The following is a 25,022-nucleotide window of genomic DNA, read 5'->3' as shown; positions in this document are numbered from 1 at the left end:
AGAGAATCTGGGCAAGTTTGTCATGCGCGCGATCCGTCGGTCGGCTCCCCGGCTCTCCTAGCGCTCGCGAAGCTGCCGCTCCAAATCAATGGCTTGATCGGCATTGTGAGCGCGCTTCAGCAAGGCGCGGCGTTCATCACCTGAAGGCTTTCGCTCCGCTTGATCTCGCATATCCTGTGCGAATTGCGTCAATCTCGTTTCCAGAGACTCTGTTTGCTTGAACCGCCTGCGCTTCAATCCCATTGCAACCTCCCTCTACCATTGCAACCATCGTACGCCTTCATGCTGCGCGGTGCAGGAACATATGTTTATTTTCGGCTCAAACCTGTGAGCGAGCTCGCATGCAACAATCCTTCGGAAGGTGCAACAAATGTTGGTTCGACCAACGTCGGCTTGGATTTTGAGCTGCATACTCAAGTTACTCATTGAGCTTACCCCAGTCTCCCTTGGCTTGGCGTTCTTGGCTGGCGCTGCGCGATTTCCGCCCGTGACACCTTCCCCATGTGACAAGCTCCGAGCCTTCGTGCTTGCCGGGACTAAGCGCGCCGAAGCCGGTTGCGGGCGATGTACCCGCTTTTGAAGGACACCTTCGTAATCGAGCCTGCTGGCGGCAGCAAATAGGGGCGCGCGCCGCCTTCATGAAGCTCGCTATAGAGGATAGGATTTTCCAGCCTATGCCGGTCAATCCTTCAGTAGCCGCCGCGCTTCAGCTGCGGCTCCGGACCAAGATCCGTGCCATTGAACCTGTCCTGGTCGCCGAATCTGCCAGCATCTCGGAAAGGCTCGCCCGTCACGGGCCGACACGACCGCCCATCACTCTCGACTGACTGGGAATCCGAATTCTGCCTGCAATGGCCGAAAATCTTGTATTCGAGTTCAGGCGGTTGCGTGTGCTGGCTTTACGACCGTCCTCGTCGATATGACGCTGAGAGCGGCTCCCGAAAGGCGCCTTCAACTCAAGGGGCGCCACTGGGAGGGTGGTGAAGCCCCGGGATCCGAGACGGGACCGGCGACGGGTAGGCTTCGCCAGCAACTCACAATAGTACCGCCGCTTGTCTTTGGTGGGCAATGAACGTCCGGGATCGATCGGAGTTCTATTCAAGTCGCGCGGCCGCAATCGGCAGGCTCGAAGCAGCGAAACTGAGCGGGTGGACCAAGCCTGCTTAACGTGTGTGAATCCGCGTTTACCGGGAGTCAGATAAGAGATTAATTTCGATTATCAAAATGGTTAGGGGCTGCTGCTCGGGCTTTTACGCGGGTGCGGCAGCTACTCGTTCACAGCATACCTAGACTCTTGGGAACGGCCGAGGTCGGCCGGCGGGCGGCGGCAGAGCTCGCGCCTGAGATCGTTGAAATGGACTGACTGTCTTTGTTCGGGGGAGATCGCCGACCCACCTTTAAGAATCGAGGAGTGAGATTAACGACGGGGATGTTTGTCGAGGCATGAAAGGTCCGATATTTGCAAACGAGCAGAGGACCAGACTTGGTAGCCGGGACTTTACCGTGAATGCAGACGAGCGTCGGCGAAATGGCAATCAGCTGGTTCCTATTGGATTCCTTGGAGTTGCCACCATCGCAGTGATCGCCTGGCTTGCAGGGATAATTTGGGCGAGTTGGAGTATAATCACGTGGATTTTACACTAAGCACCAAGGGGCCGGAGGAGGATTTCACAGGCCTTTCCGACCATTTCATTATTCGGATGTATGAGTTCATTCGTGATCAGGTGGCGGCGGATGCGGCAGCGGGCACACGGCTTGTTGGAATTCCGGCGAGGCACCGCGCCGACAGTCTGCTTGCCGAGATCAACCGCAGGGGACTTTATTGTAGGCCTATCGATTGGCCACCCTTGTAGGTGAAGGCCAGCCGAGCTGATGGCGACCTGGACGCATTCCGGCAGGTTCGCTTTCGTGCGATCGATGCCGCTGGAGCCATCAGACGCAAAGTAACAGATGTCGCCTCACCAACGTTCGGAGCTGCCGCGAACGTTCTGCACCGCGCCATTTGGCTTTGACTGCGACCTGACGAAAAGCGGCAATCATCCCATTCGCAGGGGGCCCCGTTTCAAGCAGGGCGGCGCTTTGTATGAGGTGGAGTACCTGTTGTCGGCAGCTGCTGATCTCGCGCCCTCTTGCGCTCTTCTTCGTCAGTCGCGCTGCCCAAGAGGCGCAGAGGAAAATACATCCGACCAAGGTAAGGGGACATCACGGACTCGAGCAGGGCTTCTTCAGGAGCGTCAAAGCTTTGCTAATCCGCCACTACGGTGGCCAGGACTCTCTGCACTTCCAGCTTCAGACGGTTGCTATCCTCAGCCGAGGGCCTGGCAACGGCAAGCATTTGCGTTGACGCGGTGCCCGCCTGGTCCGCACCTCGATTGACTTCGGCGATATTGGTAGCGACCTCGGTCGTACCAGTTGCCGACTGCTGCACATTGCGAGCAATCTCCTGGTTCGCAGCGCCTTTCCACGCACCTCCTGTCATCCCGGCTGCCGTGCCAGCGCCAGCATCCACGCGCTCCGACTTAGACTTTGCTGGGTAGGCTGGTGAGCAGAGTGCTTCGTCAGCGGCGGGCAAACGCTGTGACTTGCGTTGATCCGCGGACGAGCAGCTCCGCCACGCCTTTCAAATCGGGGCAAAGCGCTTTCTGTTTCGCTACGCAAGACGGAAGACTTTCCAAGCTTCGATAGACGATTCAGAAGACGTCACTCGCCTTCCGTCGTTGCGCAGAATACCGGCCGAGCAGTGCCTTCGCTTGGCGAAGAGTACTCACCCCGTCCCATTCAAGACCTCCATGTGCAGAACCCGACAGACAATTTCGATTGAGTCGATCTGAAACCTCAAAGAGATGATGGTCTGAATCAACTTCGCAAGTCCTGGCATGTCAATTGCTGGGAAGGGCCCGCTACATCACGCCACTAACTAGACGCGAAGGCCGAGTCAGACCCGACTTGCCGTGTACACCAAGTCTCTAGCATAGAAGCGGCTCTGTTAACTGCCGCTCCGCCAAGGGAGCCAGGTTATGTTGATCGACACATCCGAAATCTTCGACTCCATTCGCATCAATAAGCAGAAAGCGCAGGAGCGCCAGCCCGCTCCGCTATGCGAATGGCCTGGCTGCCAGAACAAGGCTACCCATCCCGCGCCCAAGGGCCGCGACAATGTGCGCGCTTATTGGCACTTCTGCATCGATCATGTTCGCCAATACAATCAGTCCTACAATTTCTTCTCGGGAATGGACGCGGAAGCGGTCGCGCGTTACCAGCAGGACGCGCTGACCGGCCATCGTCCGACTTGGAGGATAGGCGAGAACATCAGCGCGCACAAAATGACCGGCAGCACTGCCAACTTCGAGGACGACTGGCATGCCCTCTGCACGCATCTCGAGCTGAACGGACGCGCCGGTGCCCGCCCCCGCGCGAAGGTCAAGCCTGAAGCGCGCAAGATTTTCAATGCCGAGGGCAAAGCGTTACAGGTGATGGGCCTAAATGCCAATGCGACGCTCGGCGATATCAAGGCGAAGTACAAGGCGTTGGTCAAGCAGCACCATCCTGATGCCAATGGCGGCGACCGCTCCACGGAGGATCGCCTGGTCGAGATCATCAAGGCCTACCAGTACCTGAAGACCGTGGTGCGCTAGAGCTAGCCCGAACATCTCAGCGGGCCTCAACGGCTCATCGGAAATGGAGGGCGGAGACATCCAGAGCTTTTCTCTGGCGTAACCGTCCAGTGAGGCTTTTGATCACCCACAAATATGGCCCCGGCGCGATATCGGCAACAGCCCACGCCGCCTTCATATCGCACTCCTCCGTCATGCATCTCACGATCGCCGTCGTCTCGTCACCCTTGCTTTGCCTTCCATCCTTATCGTTCCCTCGGCAGCCAATCCGTGGCGCCTCCGAAGAACACGCGCAGGGACCATCTTGCAGCTTCACCATCTGTCAGTTGATGGGAGTGAGGCTCGCGGCCTGAGGGGTTCGCCCCGACGCCGAAGGATCTGTATTCAGCATAATAGCTTGTTCTCAAGGTATTGGTCTTGCCGGGCGTCCATTCGCGCCACCCTTCCGCGATCACGGGGGCATCTATATTCGCCGCGAGGAAGACCACTGTGGCGTAGGGCCGCCAAGGACGGCCAAGTGCGATATAGCCCGCAGCAGGGTCGGCAGTTAGCCTACAATGATCAAAAACATACCCACTGTCCTCATCCGGCGCTGCCTTGCTCTGAGCGGTATAGATGACTGCTTGATTTGCGAGGCCGTGCAACTCACATTGCCGGAACCAGGCCTTGGCGTTGCCAAATATGAAATCGACATGCCCCTCGATGTAGCAGTTCGAGAAGTATTGTCGTGACATTCTGCCATTTGGTCCCTTGCCGGCAAACAGCGTGTCCTGGGCACCGAGCAGGCGGACGCGCGTAACGACGTCCCTGTCTCCGGTAACGGACAGTGCTACCGCCTGAGAGGGCGGATTGGCCGGATTGAGCGCGTAGTCGTTCTGGATGGTCAGATTCTCGATCCGCAAGTCATCGCCAGCGGCATCCAGCGTCGCCGAACGAGCGGTCCCTCCTACATTGATCGCTCCGTCGCCATACACAATGACCGTATCCTCCGGCCTCCTGCCAGTCCCTTCGATATGAATACCGGATTTGGAGATTTTGACCTTCTCGCGATAGACGCCCGGCGCGATCCGGACATTTCCGCCTTCCGCTGGCAAGGCGTCGATGGCTTGCTGCACAGAGCGATAGTCTGCATTTTCGGCATGCGACACGAATAGTGGTTCAGCGTAGGCTGCCGGGATGCAGAAACACACGGCCAGGAGCGCAGCGGAAGGCACGAGAATTCGCATGTGATTTCACTCTTCGTTGAGCTCGCGGCACGTTCGACGCAGTCGATATAAGATACCGCTGCGGGATAGCCGCTGTGCATGATCAGACACGTTTTCATCGCCAGCCCAGAACCCCACGTAACTCTCGTGCGTTCCTGCAAACCCGGCGGCGGCCCGCAACGAAGTACCGGACATGAGCCTGAGGTTCTGCAACACGAGCGATTTAGGCCTGCCGATGCGCAAGTCACCAGCCGGGTTCGGCGCCGGGTGTCGTGCTTAGCGGTGTGCGTCGCGGAATGCCCTGGCACATGCTTCCGATCCGCGCGGCAGCGGTTCGGTGGCTCGTCCCGGCAGCGGGGGCGATACGTCAGAGGCACTTGCGGTTACCTTCGCGTGTTCCAGTTGCCAAGTCGCGGAATTAGCAAATCGAACATCCTCGAGTGCAACGTCGAGGGCATGCCGCTCGTCTACGCCGCGCATCAGCAGCACACCATTGTCACCACGCACATGGCGCAGAACGATCTGCCGATAGACCGGAATCCTCGTGCCTTGCGCGCGCGGATCATATTTTGCATCGAACGACACCGGCGACCGGTTTCCCCTCAGGCACACGTTCTCATAAGTCACGCGCTCGACCAGACCGCCTCGACTGACATCGCTCTTGATGCGCAGGCCAGACGTCGTACCGTCCAGCGTCAGATTACGCACCAGTATGTCGCTAACTCCGGAATTCACCTCGCTGCCGATAGACATGCCGTGCCCCCAGCCGAAATAATTATCAAGGATGGAGATATGGCTGCTTGAGCCATTGTCGCCGGCCTTGATGGCAACGTTGTCGTCTCCCGTGCGGATGAAGCTGTGGGTGATGGTCACATCCTGGCTCGCGCCGGGGTCGATGCCGTCGGTATTGCGCGCATCCGCCGGTGAATCGATGGTCAGGCCCCAGAAAGTGGCACCTTCGACCCGGTTCATCGCGACATGGAAATTGGGGGCATTGCGAAAGGTGATACCAGAGAACGTGATGTCCTGCGCATGATCGATCTGGATCAAGCGCGGGGCGTTCTGGTTGCCGCCCTCAGCTTGCGCGCGGCGGGCCAGCTGCCACCAGGTTTCGGCGCCGCCGCTCATCATTGCGCCGCCCTGACCATCGATGATGCCCTCGCCGTAGATGCCCCCACCACGTGTTTTGGAAAAGCTGATGAATGGCCGGCAACCGTCGCCCTTGCCCATGATGCGACCACATTGTCCCCGGCCCTTGTCGTAAGCAGCTGGTTCGGGGGTGGCGATCAGCGCGGCGCCGCGTCCGATCCATAAGGTCACACCCGATTTCATCTCGAGTGGACCTGAGTGAAACTCGCCGCGCCCGAGATAAACTGCAGCGCCAGCGGGGCAATGTTCGATGGCGTCCTGTAGGCTGACTGTATCGTCCTTGCCGGAAGGCACAGGGCGATCGCAGACCGTATGAGGTGCAACAGGTTCGGCGATCGCCCGGCGGTCTTGCGCTTTTGCGACGGGGCAGACAATCATGGAAACGAGTATGGACGATAGGGCCCAGTTGCGAAAACGCTTTGTCATCGAGCTGCTCGTGCTTTATCGCGCGCATACTTGCCGCGTGCCGTTCTGGTAATGAGTGCTGGCTCCGATGGAGCCGCCGCGCACGTCACTGGCCCGCGCAAGTTGACATTTATAAGACGCAGCAGAGGCCTGGACTTGCGATCGCGCAGTAGCACCTTGCCTATGCGCGAAAACGATCAATCGTTGTGCGATCTCCAAATCCAAACAGATTCTCAGCGTTCTCATACTGATTGAGTGCCCAACTGGTCCAGATTTGCGGGCGACGCGCTCGATACGAGCTAAATGCGGCGTTGGCTTTTCCGGGAAGTCAGGTGGTCGCGATAGCGAGTTCGGAGCGTCTGCGACAATGGCTTGTGTCCTCTAATAATCGCTGGGCAACCGGCGAGGCGCGTGATCGGAGGACGCCGGCTCATGTTCAAGCAGTCGCCGAAGCTCTCCTGGCGACATCTGCCCCTCGTTGAATATAATGAATGCATCTGGATCAGCCCTAACCGGCAGATCGCCGACCGGCTGATCCAGGTCGGACGACACCGGCCCATGGTCCAGCAATCCGCGGAGCTCGCCTGTTGAGAATGGCAGGTACTCGAGTTCCCGTGCCGCGGTATTGGTCATCGACGGCATGTGGCCGGAGGACGGGTCCACTCCGCCCGGTGGAGGCGCATCATCGATCAGTCGACCAAGCTCCCCCGCAGAAAGCGGTAAGGAATCGGAACTGAAAAGGTTTGGATCTGTCGAGCCGGAGTGCTGATCGAACAGCCGATCCGGCAGCGGTGGTGTGAATTCATCATCCAGCAGTCGCCAAAGCTCCCCAGGCGAAAGGGGCGCTGGAGCGATGACAGAAGCTTCTGGATCTATCGAGCCTGCGGCCTCCTGTGCGAGCCGATGTGGCTGCGACGTCGTGGGTTCAATATCCAACAGCCGCGACAGCTCCCCCGGAGAAAGCGGCAGGGGCGCGAAAGTAAAGGCGTCTAGATCTGCCGGGGCTGCGAGCTCATCGGCCAGCGGATCCGGATCCAACTGCGCAGACTCACTAGCCAAGAACTGGGAAGGCTCCGCGGGAGCAAACTGCCGGGCGTCCAACGTGAGCTCCCCTGGATCGACGGAGACCGGCGAATGCACTGATTGGCTCTCCAGTGCTCGCCTGCGTTTCGCCGGGCGGTCCGTGAGATCCTCTGGATCCGAAATGAATTGCTCTCGACCCGTGGAAGCCGACTGAAGGATGGATTGATCATCCCACCCGCCGTCGATTTGGTCGCGAAGCTCCTGTTCCTGCCTCAGAAGTTCGGGATCCTCGGCCATGACGGACGGCTCGTGGCCATCGTCATCATCGAGGAGCCGCCAAAGCGCCTCCGGGATGACATCCAACCTTGGCGAGCCGGCGCCGGCGCTGCTTTTGGCCTGGTCAGGGCCGACTGATGCGGAAGGCCCATGCTCCGAACGGGCCAAGCCCGCTCGATGCTCGCGAAGCGCCCAGAGCGAACCTGTCATTCTCTTCCAGTTCTTCGGGAAGGCTTCCTTAACATAGTCGTACAGCGCCTCATCGCTTGTTCCGGCAAGCGTCTCGCCGCGCTCGGCGAGACTGTTCGACAGCTTGCGAAGGGTGGTGTCATGATGCTGGACGGTAGCTGGCGCCCAGTGCTTGCTCTTGCTACCTTCGTCTATGACGCTTTCGATAAGCGGCGCATCAACTTTAGTTGGAGCAACACGTGTGCGGCCAGTACTCATCGAAGTGGCGGCACGCGCGCGCCTGACCCTGACTACAGTTGAACCTCCGCGCTGTTCTTGAAGCGCCCGCAAAGCTATACCTACGTGCTTATTCTCCCTGAACACGGTGTCAGAGAGCTGATTTAGTGCATTATCATCACTGGACTCGAGCGACTGGCCGCGTTCGCCGAGGTAATTCGCCATCTTGTAAAGCATTAAAGTATACTTCTCGGCCGTCAACGGCGACAGCTTTCGGCGAGCACTGACGCCGCTCATCATCTCGTGAATGTAATCAAAATCCGCGCGCGACACATTTGGCGGCGGTTTACGGCCGCGGCGCCAGGGAAGGTCAGCGGAATCGACCGCGCGCGCCGCATCTAGTTGCTGCTCAAAGGCGTCTGCTCCCGCCTGGTTCGGTTGATCGTCTGGAACGCCGTGCTGTACCTCTGGCGGAGGTGCGGCATTGGATATGGCGAAATCGTGCGAGTCCATGCCAGCCTCCTCAACCAAGGATCACTGGGTCAGTCCGTATTCGGAGAAGCTTTCCAGAAGCTGACGAGGCTACGGCCCCAGATCGCATTCGCCGGGAACCCTTTATCTTGGGTTCTCACGAATTTAGGTGACTGACGTGCCTTCCCTCTTTCGGATGGCATCGTGATCATTTGCGAACATAGTCAGCGAGTTCTCGTCATCCTCCACGCAATGTCGGATGAGACATGGTCGGCTCCCGCGGTCAGCACACGCCCGTGACCCGCATGCCATAGCGGACCATCGTGTCATTGAAGCGCCCCTCGCGCTCCAGACACGTCTGGCGGTAAATTGAAAGACCTTAAGACGGACAAAACGGAACTGGCTGGCTCAAGGTGGAGAGCTTTGACATTCCCTCAGAACATCACGTGAGCAGCCCCCAAAAAAGGAGGCTCTAGCCTAAAACGCGGCGCTACGTCCGGATGTGCGTGCATCTCTGGCCAACGCACCGCGGGCAACCCAAAAGACGAGCCTCTCGACAGGGCTACCCCCGTTATCCGGTACGTCCGCCGGGCTCGCAACCCTATGCGCCTCGAAATCTTCACCAACTCCGCGACAAAAACGTTCGCCGCCAAGTCCGGCGCGCAGCTTTCAGCGATCCCATGATTGACTCGAAAACGCCGCACCAGCATTCTGATCAATAGGATCATCGACGCTTGAGGATGTGCGCGGTCGTCTTTTACGTATTGAATTGATTGCCGCAGAGTTGCGCTGGCATTCATCTATCGACGGTGAGACCGCTCGACGCTCAAGCCTTCGCTCCAGATCCGCCAATCCTGCCTTACATTCGGCGACAACCGATTGAGCGTGAAGCAGCTTGACCTTGAGCTCGTCCTGTTGCCTGAGTATTTTCTCGAGATCCCAATCGCGCTGCATCAACTCATTGACCGGCTGGAAAGCACCGATTGAAGGCCGCCGCTTAGCTCCACCAACCCAGGCTCGGCATCTCGCAGATGCCCGCACTTGAGCCCGGGCCAAAAGTGGCGCAAACATGGTCCTGAGGTATAACGCATTTACGTTGGCCTGAACCATCTTGTTGAGGACCGCCATTCGCTGCGCCCTTTACAAGACAATCGGATTCTGCCCGGAAAACCGGAGCGCGATCCGAAGATGGCAGAGTTCGCGGCGCAGCCACATGGTTTGGAAAGCGCATCAGGAGACCTCTGCCACCGATCAAGTGCAAGTTCATCTGAATACCTCGCCCGAATGCTGAACGAGCATCACAGTCAGAAGTGGTTGGTCACATGTTCAAGCAACCGGCATGCCAATGCCGGCTGAGCATTTTATGAAGAAACGATGTCGGTTTTCCGGTGCTGTTGTCGCGTTTGAACAAACCACGTCTTGAACGAGACATCCGAAGCCGCAAGCACGACGTCCACGGCAGCGCTCACTATTGCAGCGGTCAATAGAAAAGATTTTGCGTGCGGCGGCGAGAATGCTCTCACCATTTTTGATTGGTGGGTTGGGTCGAAGCACGGCAAGGAGCCGCCCTACTCATGGCCTTCTCGCGCTGCGGAACGCAGGTGTTGTTCACAAAGGCCGACGGAGATCGTCGACCGAGCAAGCTCATCGGGATCGGCACCGCGTTGATCCGCGCGCATTTTCTAATGAAGCTCTGGCATGACTGGATCGAGTTCTTCCTGCTCGAGCGTCTTGGCTCCATCTTCCGCCAGGTACGCTGCCAGAGCCGCGATACCGGAGTTCGGTGGACATCGAGCGGGTGCCGATTTTTTGACGGGCACTTGTCCCAAGCGCTCGGCGACTTCGACGCTCATGAGATGGGGACGGATCGGTCGATCGACGGCGCGCTCGATGGTGTGGAAGATCCAGGTGCCGTCCGGATCGATGTCCGACCAATGAAAGATCGGCGTCTGTTCGGATACCAATCCTGCGATGGTCCGCAGCGCCTGCTTGGTGGCAAGCGAGGGGTACCCGCCGACATACATGGTCGTTCCTAATCGGCCCGGGTCCGCCTCGGCAACGTGCCGGTTGAAGCTTGCGAAGTTTTCAATCGTCAGAACGTAGGCCGGCGGCTCCCGGAAGCGGACGCGATCTGCTTCGTTGGGACTGATCCCGAGATAATGCGGAGAGATACCGGACAGGTCGGCTCCATCGAGGTCGATCTTGCCCGCGATCAGCAGCGGCGGGGCGAAGCGCTCCAGTCCGATCGCTCGCAGTGCCTCGCGGGGGCGGGCGCCAGGCGGAAAGTCCATTATGCCGCTCAAAAGCCGGACTACGGCACCCTCGATGCGCTCGAGTATCTTGCTGTGCCCCACCGTGCGTCGCGAGAAAGTTTTGTAGTCGACGTCCAGATGCTTGTTATCGAGGATCGCCTGCGCGAGAACGAATGCGTGGCGCAGCGTGTCGACGTCGGACGAACCGAATCCGTGCCACGTCTTACCCCGCGCCCACACCTCTGCGATTTGAGAGCCACTGTTCTTCAGGGACTCGTGCAGCGCCACGCCGGCTACAAGCCGCGCGGCGGCGTCCTCCGCGATGCGGGACGCCGGGGTGCGGTCGAGATATCGGTATAAGATCTCCGCTGAGGCCAACCGCACGTGCGCCACTTGGTCTCGTTTGGCACCGCGGCCCCAGCCAATGGACACCGCGCCGGCACTTTCGGCTATCCTGATCTGCTTCAGAAAAGCGTCCGCCGCGACTACCGACGAGAAAGCGGAATAGTCGGGGTGGGCGATTGGGCTTGCGGCGCCGGCCTCGAAACGGTCGAGCAGGTCGTTCAGCAGGCCGATCGCGTCCGTGAAACGTCGCGCCATGACTACTCGGCGGCCAGACGGCTGGCGAGCTCATCTTCGGACATCAAATCCGGATCGATGGCCATCAGTTCGCGCTTGGCCTTCTCTTTCAGTTCCACCACTGTCGCCCTGGACTGTTCGCCGATGCGGTCCACCTCCACGATGGTGTCCATGTGCTCGAGCACGGCGACCCGCTTCTCGAACGGCGCCGCGATCACGAACTGGAGCCCCAGGTTCTTGTAGAAGCTCATCATCTGCCGCTGGTTCTTGCCGTCCATCTTGGAGAAGGCTTCGTCGAACATAGCGAGGGCGAAGCCGGAGGGCTTGCCCGTGCGGCGCTCGGCGCTGCCGTAGACGGCGCCAGCGAAGCGCCGATGGCGACGTAGATGGGCACCTGCTGTTCGGCGCCGGATCCGGTGCCGCGCCGCTGCTCCCAGCGGGTTGAACGACCCGTAGCGACATCCTCCATGTGAATCTCGAAGGTGTAGAAGTTGCGGTAGTCCTCAAACCGGGTGAAGTCCTTGTCTGGATCCTCGAGCAATGCCTCGAGCGCAAGGATCGTATCCTTATGCGGGAAGTCATCGGGCACGTCGCCTCGGAACAGCATATCGAGCGCCTCCGGAGAGGTTTTGGCAATCTCGATGATCTTCAGGATGGGCTGGAATTCCACCACCTGGGTGCGGTGGAATGAATAACGCTCGTTGTGGAAGGGATGTGCGTAGAGGCTACGGTTCAACGATTGCAGCTCCCGCTCCATCTTGCCGATCCGGGCTGTGAGCGCGTTGATGAACTCGCCGCGCAGCAGGGTGGAGGCTTTTTCCGCCGCTTCCCGCGCCTGCCGTTCGTACTGGCGCAGCTCGTTGGATTCGATATCCGCGATGAGCTGCTCCATCCAGGGCTTCACCTCCCTCAGCGGCTCGCTCTCCGCGCCGACTTGCGAGCTCATCCCGAACTGGTCGAAGTAATCGTAGAGGAGCTCGCGGACCCGCCGCTCGATGCGGGCGCGCTCTGCGTCCGAGGCGTCCGCATCCTTCAGTGCCCTGTCCGCGATAGCGCGGTGCTTCTCGGCGAACCCCTTCTGGGCTGCGGCATTGAGGCGCTCGCGGTACACGATCCTGCCCTTGGCGGCGGAGTAGAGCGGGAAGATCTTGCGATAGATCGACCGGGCGACCCGCAGGTTGAGCTCGGAGCCGGGTACGTTTTCGCCCTCTCCCAGTCTCCTCTCTGCCGATCTGACCTCACCGTCATGCTCGCCGAACGCCTTCTGCTGAATCTTTCTCTCGTCGAGCCTCTTGTCCTTCAGCTTCTGCTGCGCTCTCTTCTTGTCGCGAAGGCCGCCGTCACTCGCGCCGTCGAGCGCATCTAGTCTGGCCTGCGCCTCGGCGATCTCGGTCTGCGCAGCCGCGAAGGCCGCGGCGCAAGCCCTCAGATCGTCACGCCCCTCGCAGATGTTCTTCAGTGCGGCAAAGGCCTGCTCCGCTGTGACGGCCTCCTTGGTCTTGTCGGCCAAGATCCGATCCAGCTCCTCGGCCTGATACTGCAGGGAGCGCAAGGCGTTCGCCTGGGCCGCCTTTCCGATCTTGTGTTGCGAGGTTTCGATCCACCGATGGCTTCTGACGAGACCGTCGTCGTAAAGGCCGTCCTTCATGATAGCCCGGCCGGGTCTGTTGAACTGGTCAAGCGTGTCCGCGAGGCGGACCGTGCCGTAGCGGCGCAGGATGAAGGCCATCGCGTCGGGATCCTGGCTCCGGAAGATCGAAGGGAAAGTGCCGCGCTCCGGCTTGGCCCTGAACTGCTCGAGCTTGTTGAGGCTCACGAGCGATGCATGGCGAAACTCGCGGCGACCTTCCTTGAAGATTGACGTGGCGGCGCTGATATCCGCTCTGTCCACGAGCACGGCTTCCCGGTCGCGGCCGAGGAGCGCCTCGGCGGCTCCTACCCACTCGGGTTCGGCGACTTCGATGATGTCGCAGAGCACGCGCGGGACCATTCCGCTCTGCCGCAGCCTGCGGCAGAGGAGTTCAGTGTCGTCGCCGAGATAGGCCCGCGCCCCTCCGGCGGCGTGCTGTCGGATCCGTTCGAGCACCTCGTCGCGGCGGCCTCGGAGCCCGGAAAGCTCCGCGATGATCGTTTGACGTGCTTCGTCGATCTTCGGCAGCCATTTCGCGCCGCTTGCGGCGAAGGACTTCTCGGCCGCGGAGAGCTCGTCGGAGACGCGCCCGATGTCGGCCCCGGCGGTGGCGGTCAGAAGACGCTCAAGCGTAGGAACGAAGTCCTCGAAACGGCCCGCGCACATCGCGCGGAGCGGCTCCAGGCGACGGATGTTCTCCATACGAGCTTTGAAGTCCGCCGAGGCGCGGTGCGCCGCCTGCCCGGCCACATCGGCGGTCTGCTGCAGGAACTTTCTGCCGGTCTTGGCATCGTGCTCGGCGATCGCGGCCGCGAGGCGTTCGATCTCGTTATCGATGGCCTTGACGTCGTCGTCGATGAATTCGAGTTCTTTTGCTGCCGCGTCCCGGCGCGCCATCTCGGTACGCCGCTTGGTCTTGAAGTCCAGGTTTGTCGCGCGCGCCGCGAGCCAAGTCGCGCGTTTTGCGATCCACTCCTCCCTGAACTTGGTTTCGAGCGCTTCTTCAAGAGTGCCGAGGACGACCCGAAGCGCCCTCAGGGCTTCGAGCCTGAGGCGCATCTTTCTGATGGTTTCGCTAATGTTGCGGTAGGTCTGGATCGACTCGCGCAGCTCCTTGATGCCAATCGGACTGTCCTCGAGGATATAGTTCCGGACGAACTGCGTGGCCGTCTGGTTGTGGTCGAGCGTCATCGCGTTGACGATTGACTTCTGCAGGGCGCTGGCGTTCTGCTCGCCATAGGCCGAATGCGGCAGAAGATGGCGCATGTACTCGCGGACGTAGTCGCTCGGCCGGTCGCGATGATTGACGAAATTGCCTTCGCCGACCGCCGCGACGATCCGAGCGCGCACGTCCTCCCACTGCGCCGGGAATTGCGACTTTCCTCGCTGCTCGATGAAGTCCTTGGAGCTCAAAACGGTGCCGACGGCGATGAACAGTGCCAGCACAGTCTCCCTGCTGTCGGACTTGCGCGCCTCAAGCGCCATGCCGATCGTGACCGGCGGTCGATCGCCTTCCTTGTCTTCGAAGCCTAGCGCCACATAGGTGCGTGCCTCGTCGCGCCGGCGCTGGTCTTCTCCGAGCGTCCCAAGGCAGTAATCGACGACGCTGCGCTTTGAGCCGCTGCGCGATTTTCCGCTGTCGCCGGCGACCGCGTTCAGGCGCAAGAACCGCCGGCTCCCGCCGGTGAGAACGACCTGTGCCATGTCGAGGATTGTGGATTTGCCGGACCGGTTCTCGCCCAGGACCCCGACGTGTCCTGTCACGTCAATGTCGGCGACATCGAACAGGTGCCAGTTCACCATCGTCAGGTGGCGTAGCTCCATCATGCCTCGTCTCCTGCAGGCTGCGGAAACCGCGCCTCCTCGCTACGGACGTAGCGCTCAAGCCGTTGGAGGGCGTCGCTGCCACTGATCAGCTTAATAATCGGGCGGATCCTGATCTCGCAGTCCTGCTGCTCGTCGTCAAAGTCACCGATCTCGACCAAACTGCGTTGGGCGGCCTCGCGCAGGATGTCCCGGAAGCGGGCGGGCGAGATCGCGCCTCCGCCGCCGTGTTGCGCCATCTCACGGTAGCGATCGAACAGGTCGTTCAAAGTGGCAACTACGACGGCCCGGTCCTCGACCGCTCCGACGTTGACCTCCTGTTGCCAGTATGCCGCCAGCACCAGGACAACAATGGTTTCGTCGAGCTTCATTCGAGGCAGCGGCACGTCCTCGTCCATGGCGACGATGCCGGCCCACTGCGCCTCCGGATCGCGATGGACGCGGTATCCGCAACTATCGAAGAAGCCGTCGACCACGTCGCGGAAGCGGCCATCCATGATCGTGTTGTAGACTGTCCCAGTCCGGGGATCTCCCGCGAACACGAACTGCCGCCTTAGCAGGAAGTGCAGGGCTTTGCGGAGGTCGGCTGCCTTTTCCGCGCCGAAGGAGCGCTCGACGTTTTCGAACTCACTGAGCACGGGCTGCCTCTGCTTTCCGGAAGGGGCCGGATCGCCTGACCACGAAGTTCGCACACCGAAGCCATTCGCTGTCGTGGGGCGGCGTGTCTGGGCGCGGCTCCAGATCGAACCCGGCCGCGACCTGCGCCGGAACCTCACCCGTTAACGCATATCGGCGGGCGCAATCGAAGGCGAGAAAGTCGTCCACGGTCTCGATTTCCATGAAGCGGGCTTCCTTGGTCGCGAATGGCGGCACCTGGCCCTCGAGAAATCGTCTGACATCCTCAGGGCGGGGTGCGATGCGAGCGATGTACTCGAGGCGGAGCTTCTTCCGCAGTTCGTACAGCGGGTCAGACGGGGGCCCTGCGAGCTCCCTCGCTTCGACGGGACGGCGCGGCTGCCTGGCCGGGGCCTGATGGTGCTCCGACCAGGGGGACCGCAGCGGCTCGATGCTCCATTCGATAGTCGCCTTGTGGTGTCTGCCGTCCCGCAGTAGGGCATCCAGACGCCGCACCAGGTCGCCGGCCCGGCCGACGAGTCCCTGCCCGCCCCGCTCGGCGTACTTAATGGTGTTGCGGACCCGGGCTTCGAGCTGCCTGCGGAAGGCCTCGATCCTATCGAACATCTCCCCGATCTGATCGAAGATGCTCTCGATCGCCAGCAGGTCGTCGGCCGCGGCCATTCGACCGTCCTCGATGTCGGCTGCCATGCTGGAAGCTGTGTACTCCTCGGCGAGGACCTGCATGGTTTCTGGAGTGTAGGAGATCCGCCGCGCGAGATCGACGATAGCATCGCGGAAGCGGTACGGATGGTTGACGGTGAGGATGGACTCGAAATCCTTCAGCAGAAGCTGGTCGACGAACTCCTCGAAAAAGGCTTCCAGCCGGGTAGCGACTGTTTTCGACTCCATGACGGTCCGTCGGACGCGCTTCAGGTCAGCCAGAATGGCCCGCAGGCTCTTCGTAAACTGGTCGGCCTGATTGCGCGCCTCGCGAACGGCGAGCGCGGCTTCGCGCTGCTTGCGGTCGGTGATCTCGGGCCTCAGTTTTTCAACGGCCTCCAGGTTGAGGCGGATTTGCACGATCAAGCCGCCGAATCGCTGCGAGAGATCCTTATTGAGGCTCGCGAGCCGCTGGATCACGAGCAGTGGTCCCATAGCCATGTCCACGGTAACGCGAAGCCCGTATTCCTCCTCTTCAAGCCATCCCCAGGCGAGCAGTCGGGCGTACAATTGTCGGGCAAGGCCGAGCGCCTTGTCGCCCTTCTCGGAAGCGAGCGCGAGGTCGGCCTTCCGGATCCGGCGGCGTCCCGCGGAGATCATTTCCGGCAGGCTGCCAAAATCATCGCCCTCATTCCAAAGGGCCGGGTTGGCGCGCATGACGTCATAAATGGCATGGACGACCTGCTGGGGGGTCGGAAACGACGGCGCGCCTGAAAAGAAGCGTTCATGGAGGTCGAGCAGACAGGCCGCGTACAGGTGCTTGTGATCGCGCGAGAAGGCCAAAAACGCGTCGTCATGCAAATGGCGGAACAAGGTCAATGACGCGGCTCCTTGGCCCGACTTCATGCTGAGATGGCGACGCTAGACGCATGATGTGCCGGACAACATTGTTATTGAGAGTGGGTCTTGAAAATACAACCGGAAGATCGATCCGTTCTTAGTATGTTCTAATATAGCTTTCCAGCTCAATCGCTGTCGAGGCTCCAAAGGTCGGATCGGAGTTTGTGTCCAGTGTTTAGATATGGAACAATCGGCCTCAAATCATTGAATCTATTTGTGTAACTCTTCTAATACAAGGAGTTGCTGGCGCGAGAGATACAACCGTTTTGTTACCACTCCGCCAAAACGTTAACAAACATCTATAAAGCATTTCCATCATCGACCGATCCATTCTCTCATTCATACGCAATTGCGTATTAAACGTAGATATACGCGGACGCGCATATTGACGTCATATACGCAGTCGCGTATCGTGATTTGATGGATACGATCGCCCGCACCCCGCAACAAGTTGGCGCTGGAATCAGACGCTTCCGGCGGCAGAAGAAGCTTACCCAGCGTGACCTGGGTGAGAAGATGCATGCGCGTCAAGCGACAGTCTCGAAGCTCGAGGCCGGCGAACCTGCAACGCAGCTGCGCATCCTGATGGATGCGCTGGCCGGGCTCGACCTCGAGCTCGTCATCCGGCCGCGCACCAAATTAACGGCTGAAGCGATTGAGGATCTCTTTTGATGGCGCGTCGTCCTGCCCGGGCGCCGCTCAATGTTTACCTCAACACGCGGCTGGTCGGCCGGCTGCGACGCGAGAGCAGCGGCGCAATCGATTTCCAGTACGACAGGCAGTGGCTCGCGTGGGAAAATGCCATCCCTGTTTCGATGTCGCTGCCTCTGCGCGAGGATCGTTATATTGGCGATCCAGTCGTCGCTGTCTTTGACAATCTTCTGCCCGACAATGACGACATTCGCAAACGCGTCGCTGAACGTGCGCATGCTGACGGCCCCGACGCTTACAGCCTGCTCTCCGCCATCGGCCGCGACTGCATTGGTGCGCTGCAGTTCCTGCCCGATGGTGCCGCGCCCGGAGCCGCCGGCGCTATTGATGGCCGTGCCGCCAGCGATCAGGAGATTGCAGCCATTCTCGGCAATCTTGCCAGCAATCCACTCGGCATCGGCCCCGACCAGGATTTCCGTATTTCTCTGGCCGGTGCGCAGGAAAAGACAGCGCTGCTTTACTGGAAAGACACATGGTACGTTCCTCATGGCACGACCGCAACTACGCACATCATCAAGCCGCAGATCGGGAAGTTGCCGAACGGAATCGACCTGACCAGCAGCGTTGAAAACGAGCATCTGTGCCTCGAGCTGGTTGCCGCGCTCGGCTTGCCGGTCGCCAAATCAAGCATCATCGATTTCGCCGGGCGCCGCGTGCTCGCAGTCGAGCGGTTCGATCGCACCTGGACCCGCGACGGCCGCCTGTTGCGGCTGCCGCAGGAAGACTGCTGCCAAGCACTATCGGTTCCGCCCGCGCGCAAGTATGAATCCGACGGCGGACCTGGCATCCGCAAAATCTCGGATTTCCTCAAGGGCAGCGATACGCCTGAGGACGACCGGGCCGTTTTCTTCAAGGCGCAGATCGTGTTCTGGCTGCTTGCCGCCACCGATGGCCATGCGAAGAATTTTAGCATTCATTTGGCGCCGGGCGGACGTTTTCATCTTGCCCCGCTTTACGATATCATTTCGACCCAACCGAGCCTGGACGCTGAACAGATCAGCCAAAACCAAATGAAGCTGGCTATGGCGATCGGTAGCAACCGGCATTACGTCGTCCACACGGTGCTCGGCCGACATTTCGTGCAGACTGCGAAAAGCTGCGGTCTATCCGACAAAACAGTCAAGGCTGTCATCCAGCAGCTCGGCGATACAGCCGCAAAAGCCATAGATCAGGTGCTGAATGCGCTTCCAAAAGGATTTCCGGAGAAGATGGCCATATCGATTGCTGATGGCGCGAAGCGCCGTGTGAATTCGCTGGCTGGTCTCAAGAGTAGTGAATGATCCGCGGCCAGTCGGCGCGGCGCGTAGGTAGGCTTTTCTGACCGAGCCGGCGTTGCGGCCAAGATCTCGGGATCACAAATTTGCTATGTGTCGCCTTGATGAAAGAAGTTGCTCTCCGCGTCCCATCTTCCAAGGCGGTCTTCATCGAAGAAGCCTAATCAGCCACCGCCGCACTCAATTCGTGCCCAGCGCCTTCACCGCATGAGGCGCCGCTCCAACGCCTCTAGAACGGCGTTGAAGGCAAGTCCGATCATCGTGATGCTGATGATGCCCTACATCTGAGGCATCAGGAACGTGTACTGACTGTTGATGATGAGACAGCCAAGATTTGCCTTCGCCCCAACCATCTCGGACGGCATCAGCACCACGTAGCGGACGCACTGCCAAGACGAGTGCATAAAGATGGTGGGAAGCAGGCAGGATCACCCTCCGGATGAGTTTTTGCAGCGTCGCGCCCAGCATCGTGATGCGCGAGAGGCTTGCCGGAAGGCAACTATTTGACAAGCGTCTGACGGCGCCAGCTCTCGACAGCCTTGTCGAGCGTCGCCGCAGCCGCTGGGTCGGCCCAATGGTCCCAGAACTGGATCGTGCCGCTAAGCGGTTCGTTTATCGGTTTGGCAATGCGGATACGCGTGGGCAGTAGAATCGCATCGCCAACGACGAGTGCTTCGCCCGTGTCGAGGACCGGAAGCAGGTCGCCGAAGCCGCCGAGGCTGTCGGGCAGCAGCCGTCGCACGACAGCTTGGTCGTCACCGTTGGTTAGCCGCATCGCGATGAGATTGTTGCACTGGCTGGCGACCGTGCGGTTCACTTCGGCGGGGCGCTGGCTGATCACCACCAGCCCGACGCCATATTTCCGCCCCTCCTTGGCGATGCGCTCGAAGGTAGCGATCGCATTCTCCGCGGCCCCCGAAGTCGGATCCTGTGGAATATAAAGATGCGCCTCGTCACAGAACAGGGCCACCGGATGACGAAGCCCCTGCGTGCTCCACTGCTGCACGTGGAAGGCCATGCGCGCGACCATGCCGACGATCAGCGGCAAAATGTCGGATGGAACTTCAGAGAAGTCGATGATCTTGACGCCACCGTGGCCGCCTTTGGCCGCCCTGCCACCGAGCAGCAGCTCAACTGCGCGATCGAGCCAATCATAGCTGTCCGCCACGCCGGACGCAGGGAATAGGAAGCCGAGGCGTCGATCGGTGCGTTTGCCCTCGAGGCGCTGGATTAGACGGCTGAGCTTGCCGTGGAAATCGCCCTGCTTCTCAGTGCCCGCCTTGGCTCCCGGTACCATCTCGGCGTTGAGCCGGTTGAGCTCGCCTAGCACGGTTTCCATCCTGAAAGGCACCGGACTGTCGATCGTGAAGTTGGCGAGCACCTCGACATGACCGCCGGCTTTCAGGAAGCCCGTCTTGGCGTCGACGACGGTACGCGACATGATCATGGCCTGGTTTGGGGCGTTCTGATCGGAGCGGTCAACAAAGATCGAGACAAGCGCCTCGTAGCTCATGAGCCAGTAGGGCAAATGCAGCACACCATCGTTCAGCCCCTTCCCCGCTTCGATGTCGCTTGGGCCCGCGACGCGAAGATGGACGAAACCGTCGCCAGCCATCGACGCATATTCTCCGTGCATGTCGAACACGATGGCATTGGCGCTGTCGAGCTCGGCGATTTGCTCGAGCAGGCGCGCGGTCGTCCACGACTTGCCCGAGCCGGTGCTGCCCACGATGAGCGCATGACGCTGGAACAACCGATTGCCATTGACGAACGCCTGAGCGTTGGGATCGAGCGTATAGGCGCCAAGCGACAGGCGCTGCGCGCCGCCGGTCACCTCCGAAATCACCCCCATGAAGCGCGTAAGGCGCTCGCCTTCGAGAGCGAAGCAGCAGGCATCAATCTCCGGGACGGTCTCAAGCGTGCGCCGGAAGACATTGGCGCGCGGTCCGTCCCGATCGAGCAGCGTGCCGATCAACATAATCCGAACCAGATTGACTTCGGGATGCGCGGCCTCGCCTAGCTCGACATCGGCGATCTTCGCTTCACCGAGCGCGGTACGGATGATCTTTTGGATCACACCAATTAACTTATGGCCGGCAAGGCTGCTCTGGAGCGCAACCAGCCGGTTCACCTGCAGCGCCCGCAGCGCCTCGACATCATCGACGTGGACGATCACCGTGGTCGTGTCGACCGATTGGACGCGGCCCAGCGCTTCTCCGTCCGCAAAATTCAGAATGCTCACGCGGAAACTCCTGTCATCTCATTGAGGAAGCGGTCGAGCCGCCAGATCGGTTGATCTACGTCGAACCCGTTGGGCACGTCGTGCATGTAGGCGCGCGCGCCCATCGTCCCCTCCTCGATCGCGAGGTAGCGCCGGCAGCGTCCGCCGCCCAGGAAGGTCCGGGCGGACGTGGTCAGCTCTTTGGTAATCACGACAAGCGGGACGGAATCGCGGTCGCAACGCTCGATCAGCTTGGTCTGAAGGTGTTCGTCGTTAAAGCCATAACCAACGCAGAAATAGGCGCGGGCGTTCTCCAGCGCGGCGTCGCTGCAGCCCAAGATCGTTCGGAACGGCTCGCCATGTGTCAGCCGGTATTTATCGATGCCCGGCGTGATCATCAGCGGCGAGTATCCGGCCGGCACTTCGGGCATTCCGCGAACGCCGATGATCTGGCCAGCGGAATCCTGGAACCAGTCGAGAGAGCCATGCACTTTCCAGACGGCAACGGTACGGGTCACCTGCCGATTAACGAAAACGCGCGTGTTCGAATCGCGGGCGCGCGATTGCAGATAACCGTAGTTGAAGCCGGTGAACGTGCTTACGTCGACGGCATCCGCGGCATATTCGGCAAGTCGGTCATAGTTAGGCGTGACGACATGGACGGTCTTGTGCGTGCTGTCGAAGAGATGGCGGTACAGCCGCGAAAGGGGTAGCGCGCGCCGATCCGCCACAAGCGTCTGGAGGACGCGAAGATCGTGCGGCAGCAGGACAGCGCGGGTCTCGGTGGCGATGAACTGGGTCTGACGTTCCGTCGGGCGCACGGCCTGGAGGGCACTTTCGAGATCATTGCCGGCCGCAAGCCGCGCGACGAACTTATCCCATTCGCTCCTCTCGTCTGCCGTCCAGCTCGTGGGAGGCTTGATAGCGGAAAGCTGCAACGCCAAGCCGCCCATGCCGGGCACACCGTGTGCAGCCGAGGCGCCGCTGCCCAGAATGATCACCGGTGTGGCGCTAAGCGCCGCCTGCGCGAATTCCTGCGCCATCTCCGACGCGCTCTTGGCCGCCATACAGTCCCTTCCCGGCCAACGCGGACTGTAGGGTTCGTACAAGGTCGAATCTGAGCCAGCTCCTCAGTCCTGCGAGCCGCTTTCCTCCGACCTTGCGTCGAAATTCTGGCAAATGCGGCGATCGGCTGGGAACACACACCGTGCCGCGTTGACGCTTTGGAGAGGACCAACTTTGGTCACTCTCACGGACCCCGATCGAAGCGAGCCGAAATGCCGAGATGCCCGATCACTTCCAGTTGTCGCTCCTGGGAGAGACTTAAAACGTTCGCGACGATCCCACGCCTTCATCTTCTGCAACTCCGGAGTCAGAAACCCTGGTGTGCAGCACCCGAAGCAGCCTAGCTGCTCGGCATCGATAGAAAAAAGCTGCGGCGGTGTGAGCTCATTCCGAGCCTTTATCCGGACCCGGGCCCTTCGACCGGGCACCGTCCACAATTGAAACTTACCTCGTCATGAAGAGGAAAATTCGCCAATTTCTGCCGGCCACCGCAGATATCAAGCGAATTTTCTCATTTCGCGCTGGAGTTCATCGAAGAAATCGACCGCATCGATGTACCCATGCGGTACTGCAGATAGGCCAAGTCTATGTCGAGAAGGTTCTCATCGCCGACCTTACGCCAGACGCCATGTCGTCATGGACAACCTCCTCCGCAAGGTGATTACTGATAGAGGCTGGGGTGAAGATTTCGCCGAGCAACGTAGCCAGCTCGCGCCATTTCTTGTCTTCCCCACTTCGCCGAATTGACAGTGCCAGCGCTTCGAGGCGCTTCAGCGTTTCTATCTCGAAGCGCAGCTCCTCGATCGTGCGCGCCGCCGTGGCCTGGTCAAGGACCTGTTCCTCGGCCTCTTCAAGCTCGGCGTCTGGCGCGTCGTCGAGATCTTCCACGTCTAGTAGCGGCGTCCGAGTATCAAACACCGCGACCTGACCGCCGCGATGCAAGTCTTCCAGCTCGCGCAGGCGGCCTTCGAGCCGTTCGCGTCGGCGGCGGAGCGACTGGTAGATAGCCTCTGGGGATGAGGCTAGGCGACGCTGAAGAACAGTCAGCGCGAACCCGACCGTTCCAGCACGCTTGTCGTTCTCCAGCGCCTCCGCGCGATTGAACTCCTCCCGGACATAGTCGGTGACCGCCTTGTAGAGCGCGGCCTCTGCCTCGGAGAGCTTGTAGGGGACGGTGTAGGCGACGCGCTCAGGGAACAGCGGCGTCGCGTCGAACTTCAAAAGGTTCTCCTTCACCATGCGCCGCATCAGGTCCGAGACGTCAGCCACATGCACGCCGTCGCGGAACTTGCCCTCGAAGCGATCACCATCGAGAAGCGCCATGAAGAGCTGGAAGTCTTCTTCCTTGCCGTTGTGCGGCGTCGCCGTCATGAGAAGGAAATGCCGCGTAAGCTGCGAGAGGAGTTGCCCGAGTCGATAGCGTTTGGTGTATTTTACTTCCCCGCCAAAGAAAGTGGCCGAGAGCTTGTGCGCCTCGTCGACCACAACTAGGTCCCAACCGCAATCGGGCGCTTGCAGCTTGAGCTGGACGTCCTCGTTGCGGGCGAGCTTGTCCAGGCGAGCGATGGCTAGATTGGTTTCCAGGAACCAGTTGCCGGTTCGCGCCGCCTCCAGCTTGTCATTGGTCAGGATGTCGAACGGTAGGTTGAAGCGGCGATACAGCTCGTCCTGCCACTGCTCCGCCAGGCTCCCCGGGCAGACGACCAGACAGCGCTGCAAGTCGCCGCGGGCGATCAACTCCTCGATGAGGAGCCCGGCCATAATGGTCTTGCCGGCGCCGGATCGTCGGCAAGCAGGAAACGCAACGGCTGGCGAGGCAACATGCTCTCGTAGACAGCCGTGATCTGGTGCGGCAGCGGCTCGACGACGGAGGTGTGGACGGCCAGCACCGGGTCGAACAGATGAGCTAGGTGGATGCGTTGGGCCTCGGCCACCAGCCGGAACAGTGCTCCGTCACCATCGAAGCTCTAGGGCCGCCCTTCCCCGACGATTTCGAGGTCCGCTTCCCGGTCTCGGTAGAGCAACTCATTGCCGACCTTGCCCGACGCGTCCTTGTAGGTCAGCTCGACCGCGTCCGATCCAAACCACTGGACGTTCACGACGGTCACGATCCCATTCGGGAGGACACCGCGAATGGAGCTGTTTGATTTCAGATTCTCAAGCTTAGTCAAAGGCCTACCTGCAAGTCTTGCCACGACGCAGCGGCGCCAAACGAGAAACACAGCACATTTCGCGCAGAGGTGGCAATGATCTGCGAGTTTTGAGGTGATGAATTTGACGCGGGGCGCGACGACCGTCGTTATCAGGGCCGCTGGGCTTCGACGATGTGGCCTGCGTCGGGCACGCAATCACGCAGCAACCTTGAGCCGCTTAGCGATCTTCGCGATCGTAGCCCGACTGCAGCCCGCAGCACTCTGTATCGAGCCCCAGGAGGCCCCTGCTGCCAGCATGCTGGCGATCCCAGCATTGCGATCAGTGTCCTCTGGACGGCCCTTGTAGCGCCCCTCAGCTCTCGCCTTGGCTTGCCCCTGCGCCTGTGGTTCACGCTGACGCCTGTTCGCGCTATGTAGCAATCGCAAACGTTTTGGCCGACTAGCGCGACGAAGGGCGAGCTTGTCGAGGCACCGCTGTAAGGAGTGATTGGGCTCGCACAGATGCCCCTGCCGTCGACGCGCCAGGTGAAGCGGAAAACCACCTCGTCGTAATCGAATCTTGCGTCCAACGAGAGTGCGGTTCGCGC

The 25,022-nt window shown here is 60.4% G+C and carries 16 protein-coding genes and 1 pseudogene; 3 read left to right on the top strand and 14 right to left on the bottom strand.

The window, feature by feature from the left end; translation table 11 throughout:
- Positions 1-57 precede the first annotated feature (57 nt).
- Positions 58-243: a hypothetical protein gene (locus P6U28_RS00960; protein WP_122405210.1), complete on the bottom strand. Its 186-nt coding sequence runs from the start codon at positions 241-243 to the stop codon at positions 58-60.
- Positions 244-3,017: 2,774 nt separating this feature from the next.
- Here P6U28_RS00960 and P6U28_RS00955 point away from each other — a divergent pair.
- A complete protein-coding gene (locus P6U28_RS00955) occupies positions 3,018-3,635 on the top strand; it encodes a J domain-containing protein (protein ID WP_407121488.1) in 618 nt (205 codons plus the stop codon).
- Between the two features lie 224 nt (positions 3,636-3,859).
- On the opposite strand, the gene P6U28_RS00950 is transcribed toward P6U28_RS00955, so the two are convergent.
- From P6U28_RS00950 to P6U28_RS00910, 9 genes and pseudogenes are all read right to left on the bottom strand, one after another.
- A complete protein-coding gene (locus tag P6U28_RS00950) occupies positions 3,860-4,840 on the bottom strand; it encodes a pectinesterase family protein (protein WP_407121486.1) in 981 nt (326 codons plus the stop codon).
- Positions 4,841-5,095: 255 nt separating this feature from the next.
- Positions 5,096-6,394 (bottom strand): glycoside hydrolase family 28 protein, encoded by a 1,299-nt coding sequence (locus P6U28_RS00945; protein ID WP_407121484.1) that lies wholly within the window; start codon positions 6,392-6,394, stop codon positions 5,096-5,098.
- A gap of 360 nt (positions 6,395-6,754) precedes the next feature.
- Positions 6,755-8,590 (bottom strand): hypothetical protein, encoded by a 1,836-nt coding sequence (locus P6U28_RS00940; protein ID WP_407121482.1) that lies wholly within the window; start codon positions 8,588-8,590, stop codon positions 6,755-6,757.
- 627 nt (positions 8,591-9,217) lie between these two features.
- On the bottom strand, positions 9,218-9,676 hold the full coding sequence (locus P6U28_RS00935) for a hypothetical protein (protein ID WP_407121480.1): 459 nt from the start codon (positions 9,674-9,676) through the stop codon (positions 9,218-9,220).
- Between the two features lie 554 nt (positions 9,677-10,230).
- Positions 10,231-11,400 (bottom strand): Wadjet anti-phage system protein JetD domain-containing protein, encoded by a 1,170-nt coding sequence (locus P6U28_RS00930; protein WP_407121478.1) that lies wholly within the window; start codon positions 11,398-11,400, stop codon positions 10,231-10,233.
- Positions 11,401-11,402: 2 nt separating this feature from the next.
- Entirely contained in the window at positions 11,403-11,657 is a 255-nt protein-coding gene (locus P6U28_RS00925) for a hypothetical protein (protein ID WP_407123216.1), read from the bottom strand.
- Positions 11,658-11,803: 146 nt separating this feature from the next.
- A pseudogene (locus P6U28_RS00920) lies at positions 11,804-14,812 on the bottom strand (ATP-binding protein); the annotation flags it as partial.
- Positions 14,813-14,832: 20 nt separating this feature from the next.
- Positions 14,833-15,471 carry a DUF4194 domain-containing protein gene (locus tag P6U28_RS00915; protein WP_129144883.1) on the bottom strand — a complete coding sequence of 213 codons (639 nt, stop codon included), beginning with the start codon at positions 15,469-15,471 and terminating at the stop codon, positions 14,833-14,835.
- Positions 15,461-16,990, bottom strand: a complete 1,530-nt coding sequence (locus P6U28_RS00910; protein WP_407121476.1) for a Wadjet anti-phage system protein JetA family protein — start codon at positions 16,988-16,990, stop codon at positions 15,461-15,463. The genes P6U28_RS00915 and P6U28_RS00910 overlap by 11 nt, the downstream gene beginning before the upstream one ends.
- A 441-nt stretch (positions 16,991-17,431) precedes the next feature.
- Between P6U28_RS00910 and P6U28_RS00905 the strand changes: the two genes are divergently transcribed.
- Both P6U28_RS00905 and P6U28_RS00900 read left to right on the top strand, forming a co-directional pair.
- Positions 17,432-17,683, top strand: a complete 252-nt coding sequence (locus tag P6U28_RS00905; RefSeq protein WP_129144881.1) for a helix-turn-helix domain-containing protein — start codon at positions 17,432-17,434, stop codon at positions 17,681-17,683.
- Entirely contained in the window at positions 17,683-19,002 is a 1,320-nt protein-coding gene (locus P6U28_RS00900; RefSeq protein WP_407121474.1) for a type II toxin-antitoxin system HipA family toxin, read from the top strand. The genes P6U28_RS00905 and P6U28_RS00900 overlap by 1 nt, the downstream gene beginning before the upstream one ends.
- A gap of 493 nt (positions 19,003-19,495) precedes the next feature.
- Here the strand turns inward: P6U28_RS00900 and P6U28_RS00895 are convergent, their stop codons facing one another.
- The 4 genes from P6U28_RS00895 to P6U28_RS00880 all read right to left on the bottom strand — a co-directional run bounded on the left by P6U28_RS00895 (position 19,496) and on the right by P6U28_RS00880 (position 24,390).
- Positions 19,496-21,172: an ATP-binding protein gene (locus tag P6U28_RS00895; protein WP_407121472.1), complete on the bottom strand. Its 1,677-nt coding sequence runs from the start codon at positions 21,170-21,172 to the stop codon at positions 19,496-19,498.
- A gap of 62 nt (positions 21,173-21,234) precedes the next feature.
- Positions 21,235-22,284: an SIR2 family protein gene (locus P6U28_RS00890; protein ID WP_407121470.1), complete on the bottom strand. Its 1,050-nt coding sequence runs from the start codon at positions 22,282-22,284 to the stop codon at positions 21,235-21,237.
- Between the two features lie 583 nt (positions 22,285-22,867).
- Positions 22,868-24,043 carry an SNF2-related protein gene (locus tag P6U28_RS00885; RefSeq protein ID WP_407121468.1) on the bottom strand — a complete coding sequence of 392 codons (1,176 nt, stop codon included), beginning with the start codon at positions 24,041-24,043 and terminating at the stop codon, positions 22,868-22,870.
- A 206-nt stretch (positions 24,044-24,249) separates the two neighbouring features.
- Entirely contained in the window at positions 24,250-24,390 is a 141-nt protein-coding gene (locus P6U28_RS00880) for a hypothetical protein (protein ID WP_407121466.1), read from the bottom strand.
- Between the last annotated feature and the right edge of the window lie 632 nt (positions 24,391-25,022).

It is taken from the genome of Bradyrhizobium sp. STM 3561, from assembly GCF_045571455.1.
GTDB classification, from domain to species: domain Bacteria; phylum Pseudomonadota; class Alphaproteobacteria; order Rhizobiales; family Xanthobacteraceae; genus Bradyrhizobium; species Bradyrhizobium vignae.
This window is presented reverse-complemented; position numbering and strand designations above follow the sequence as displayed.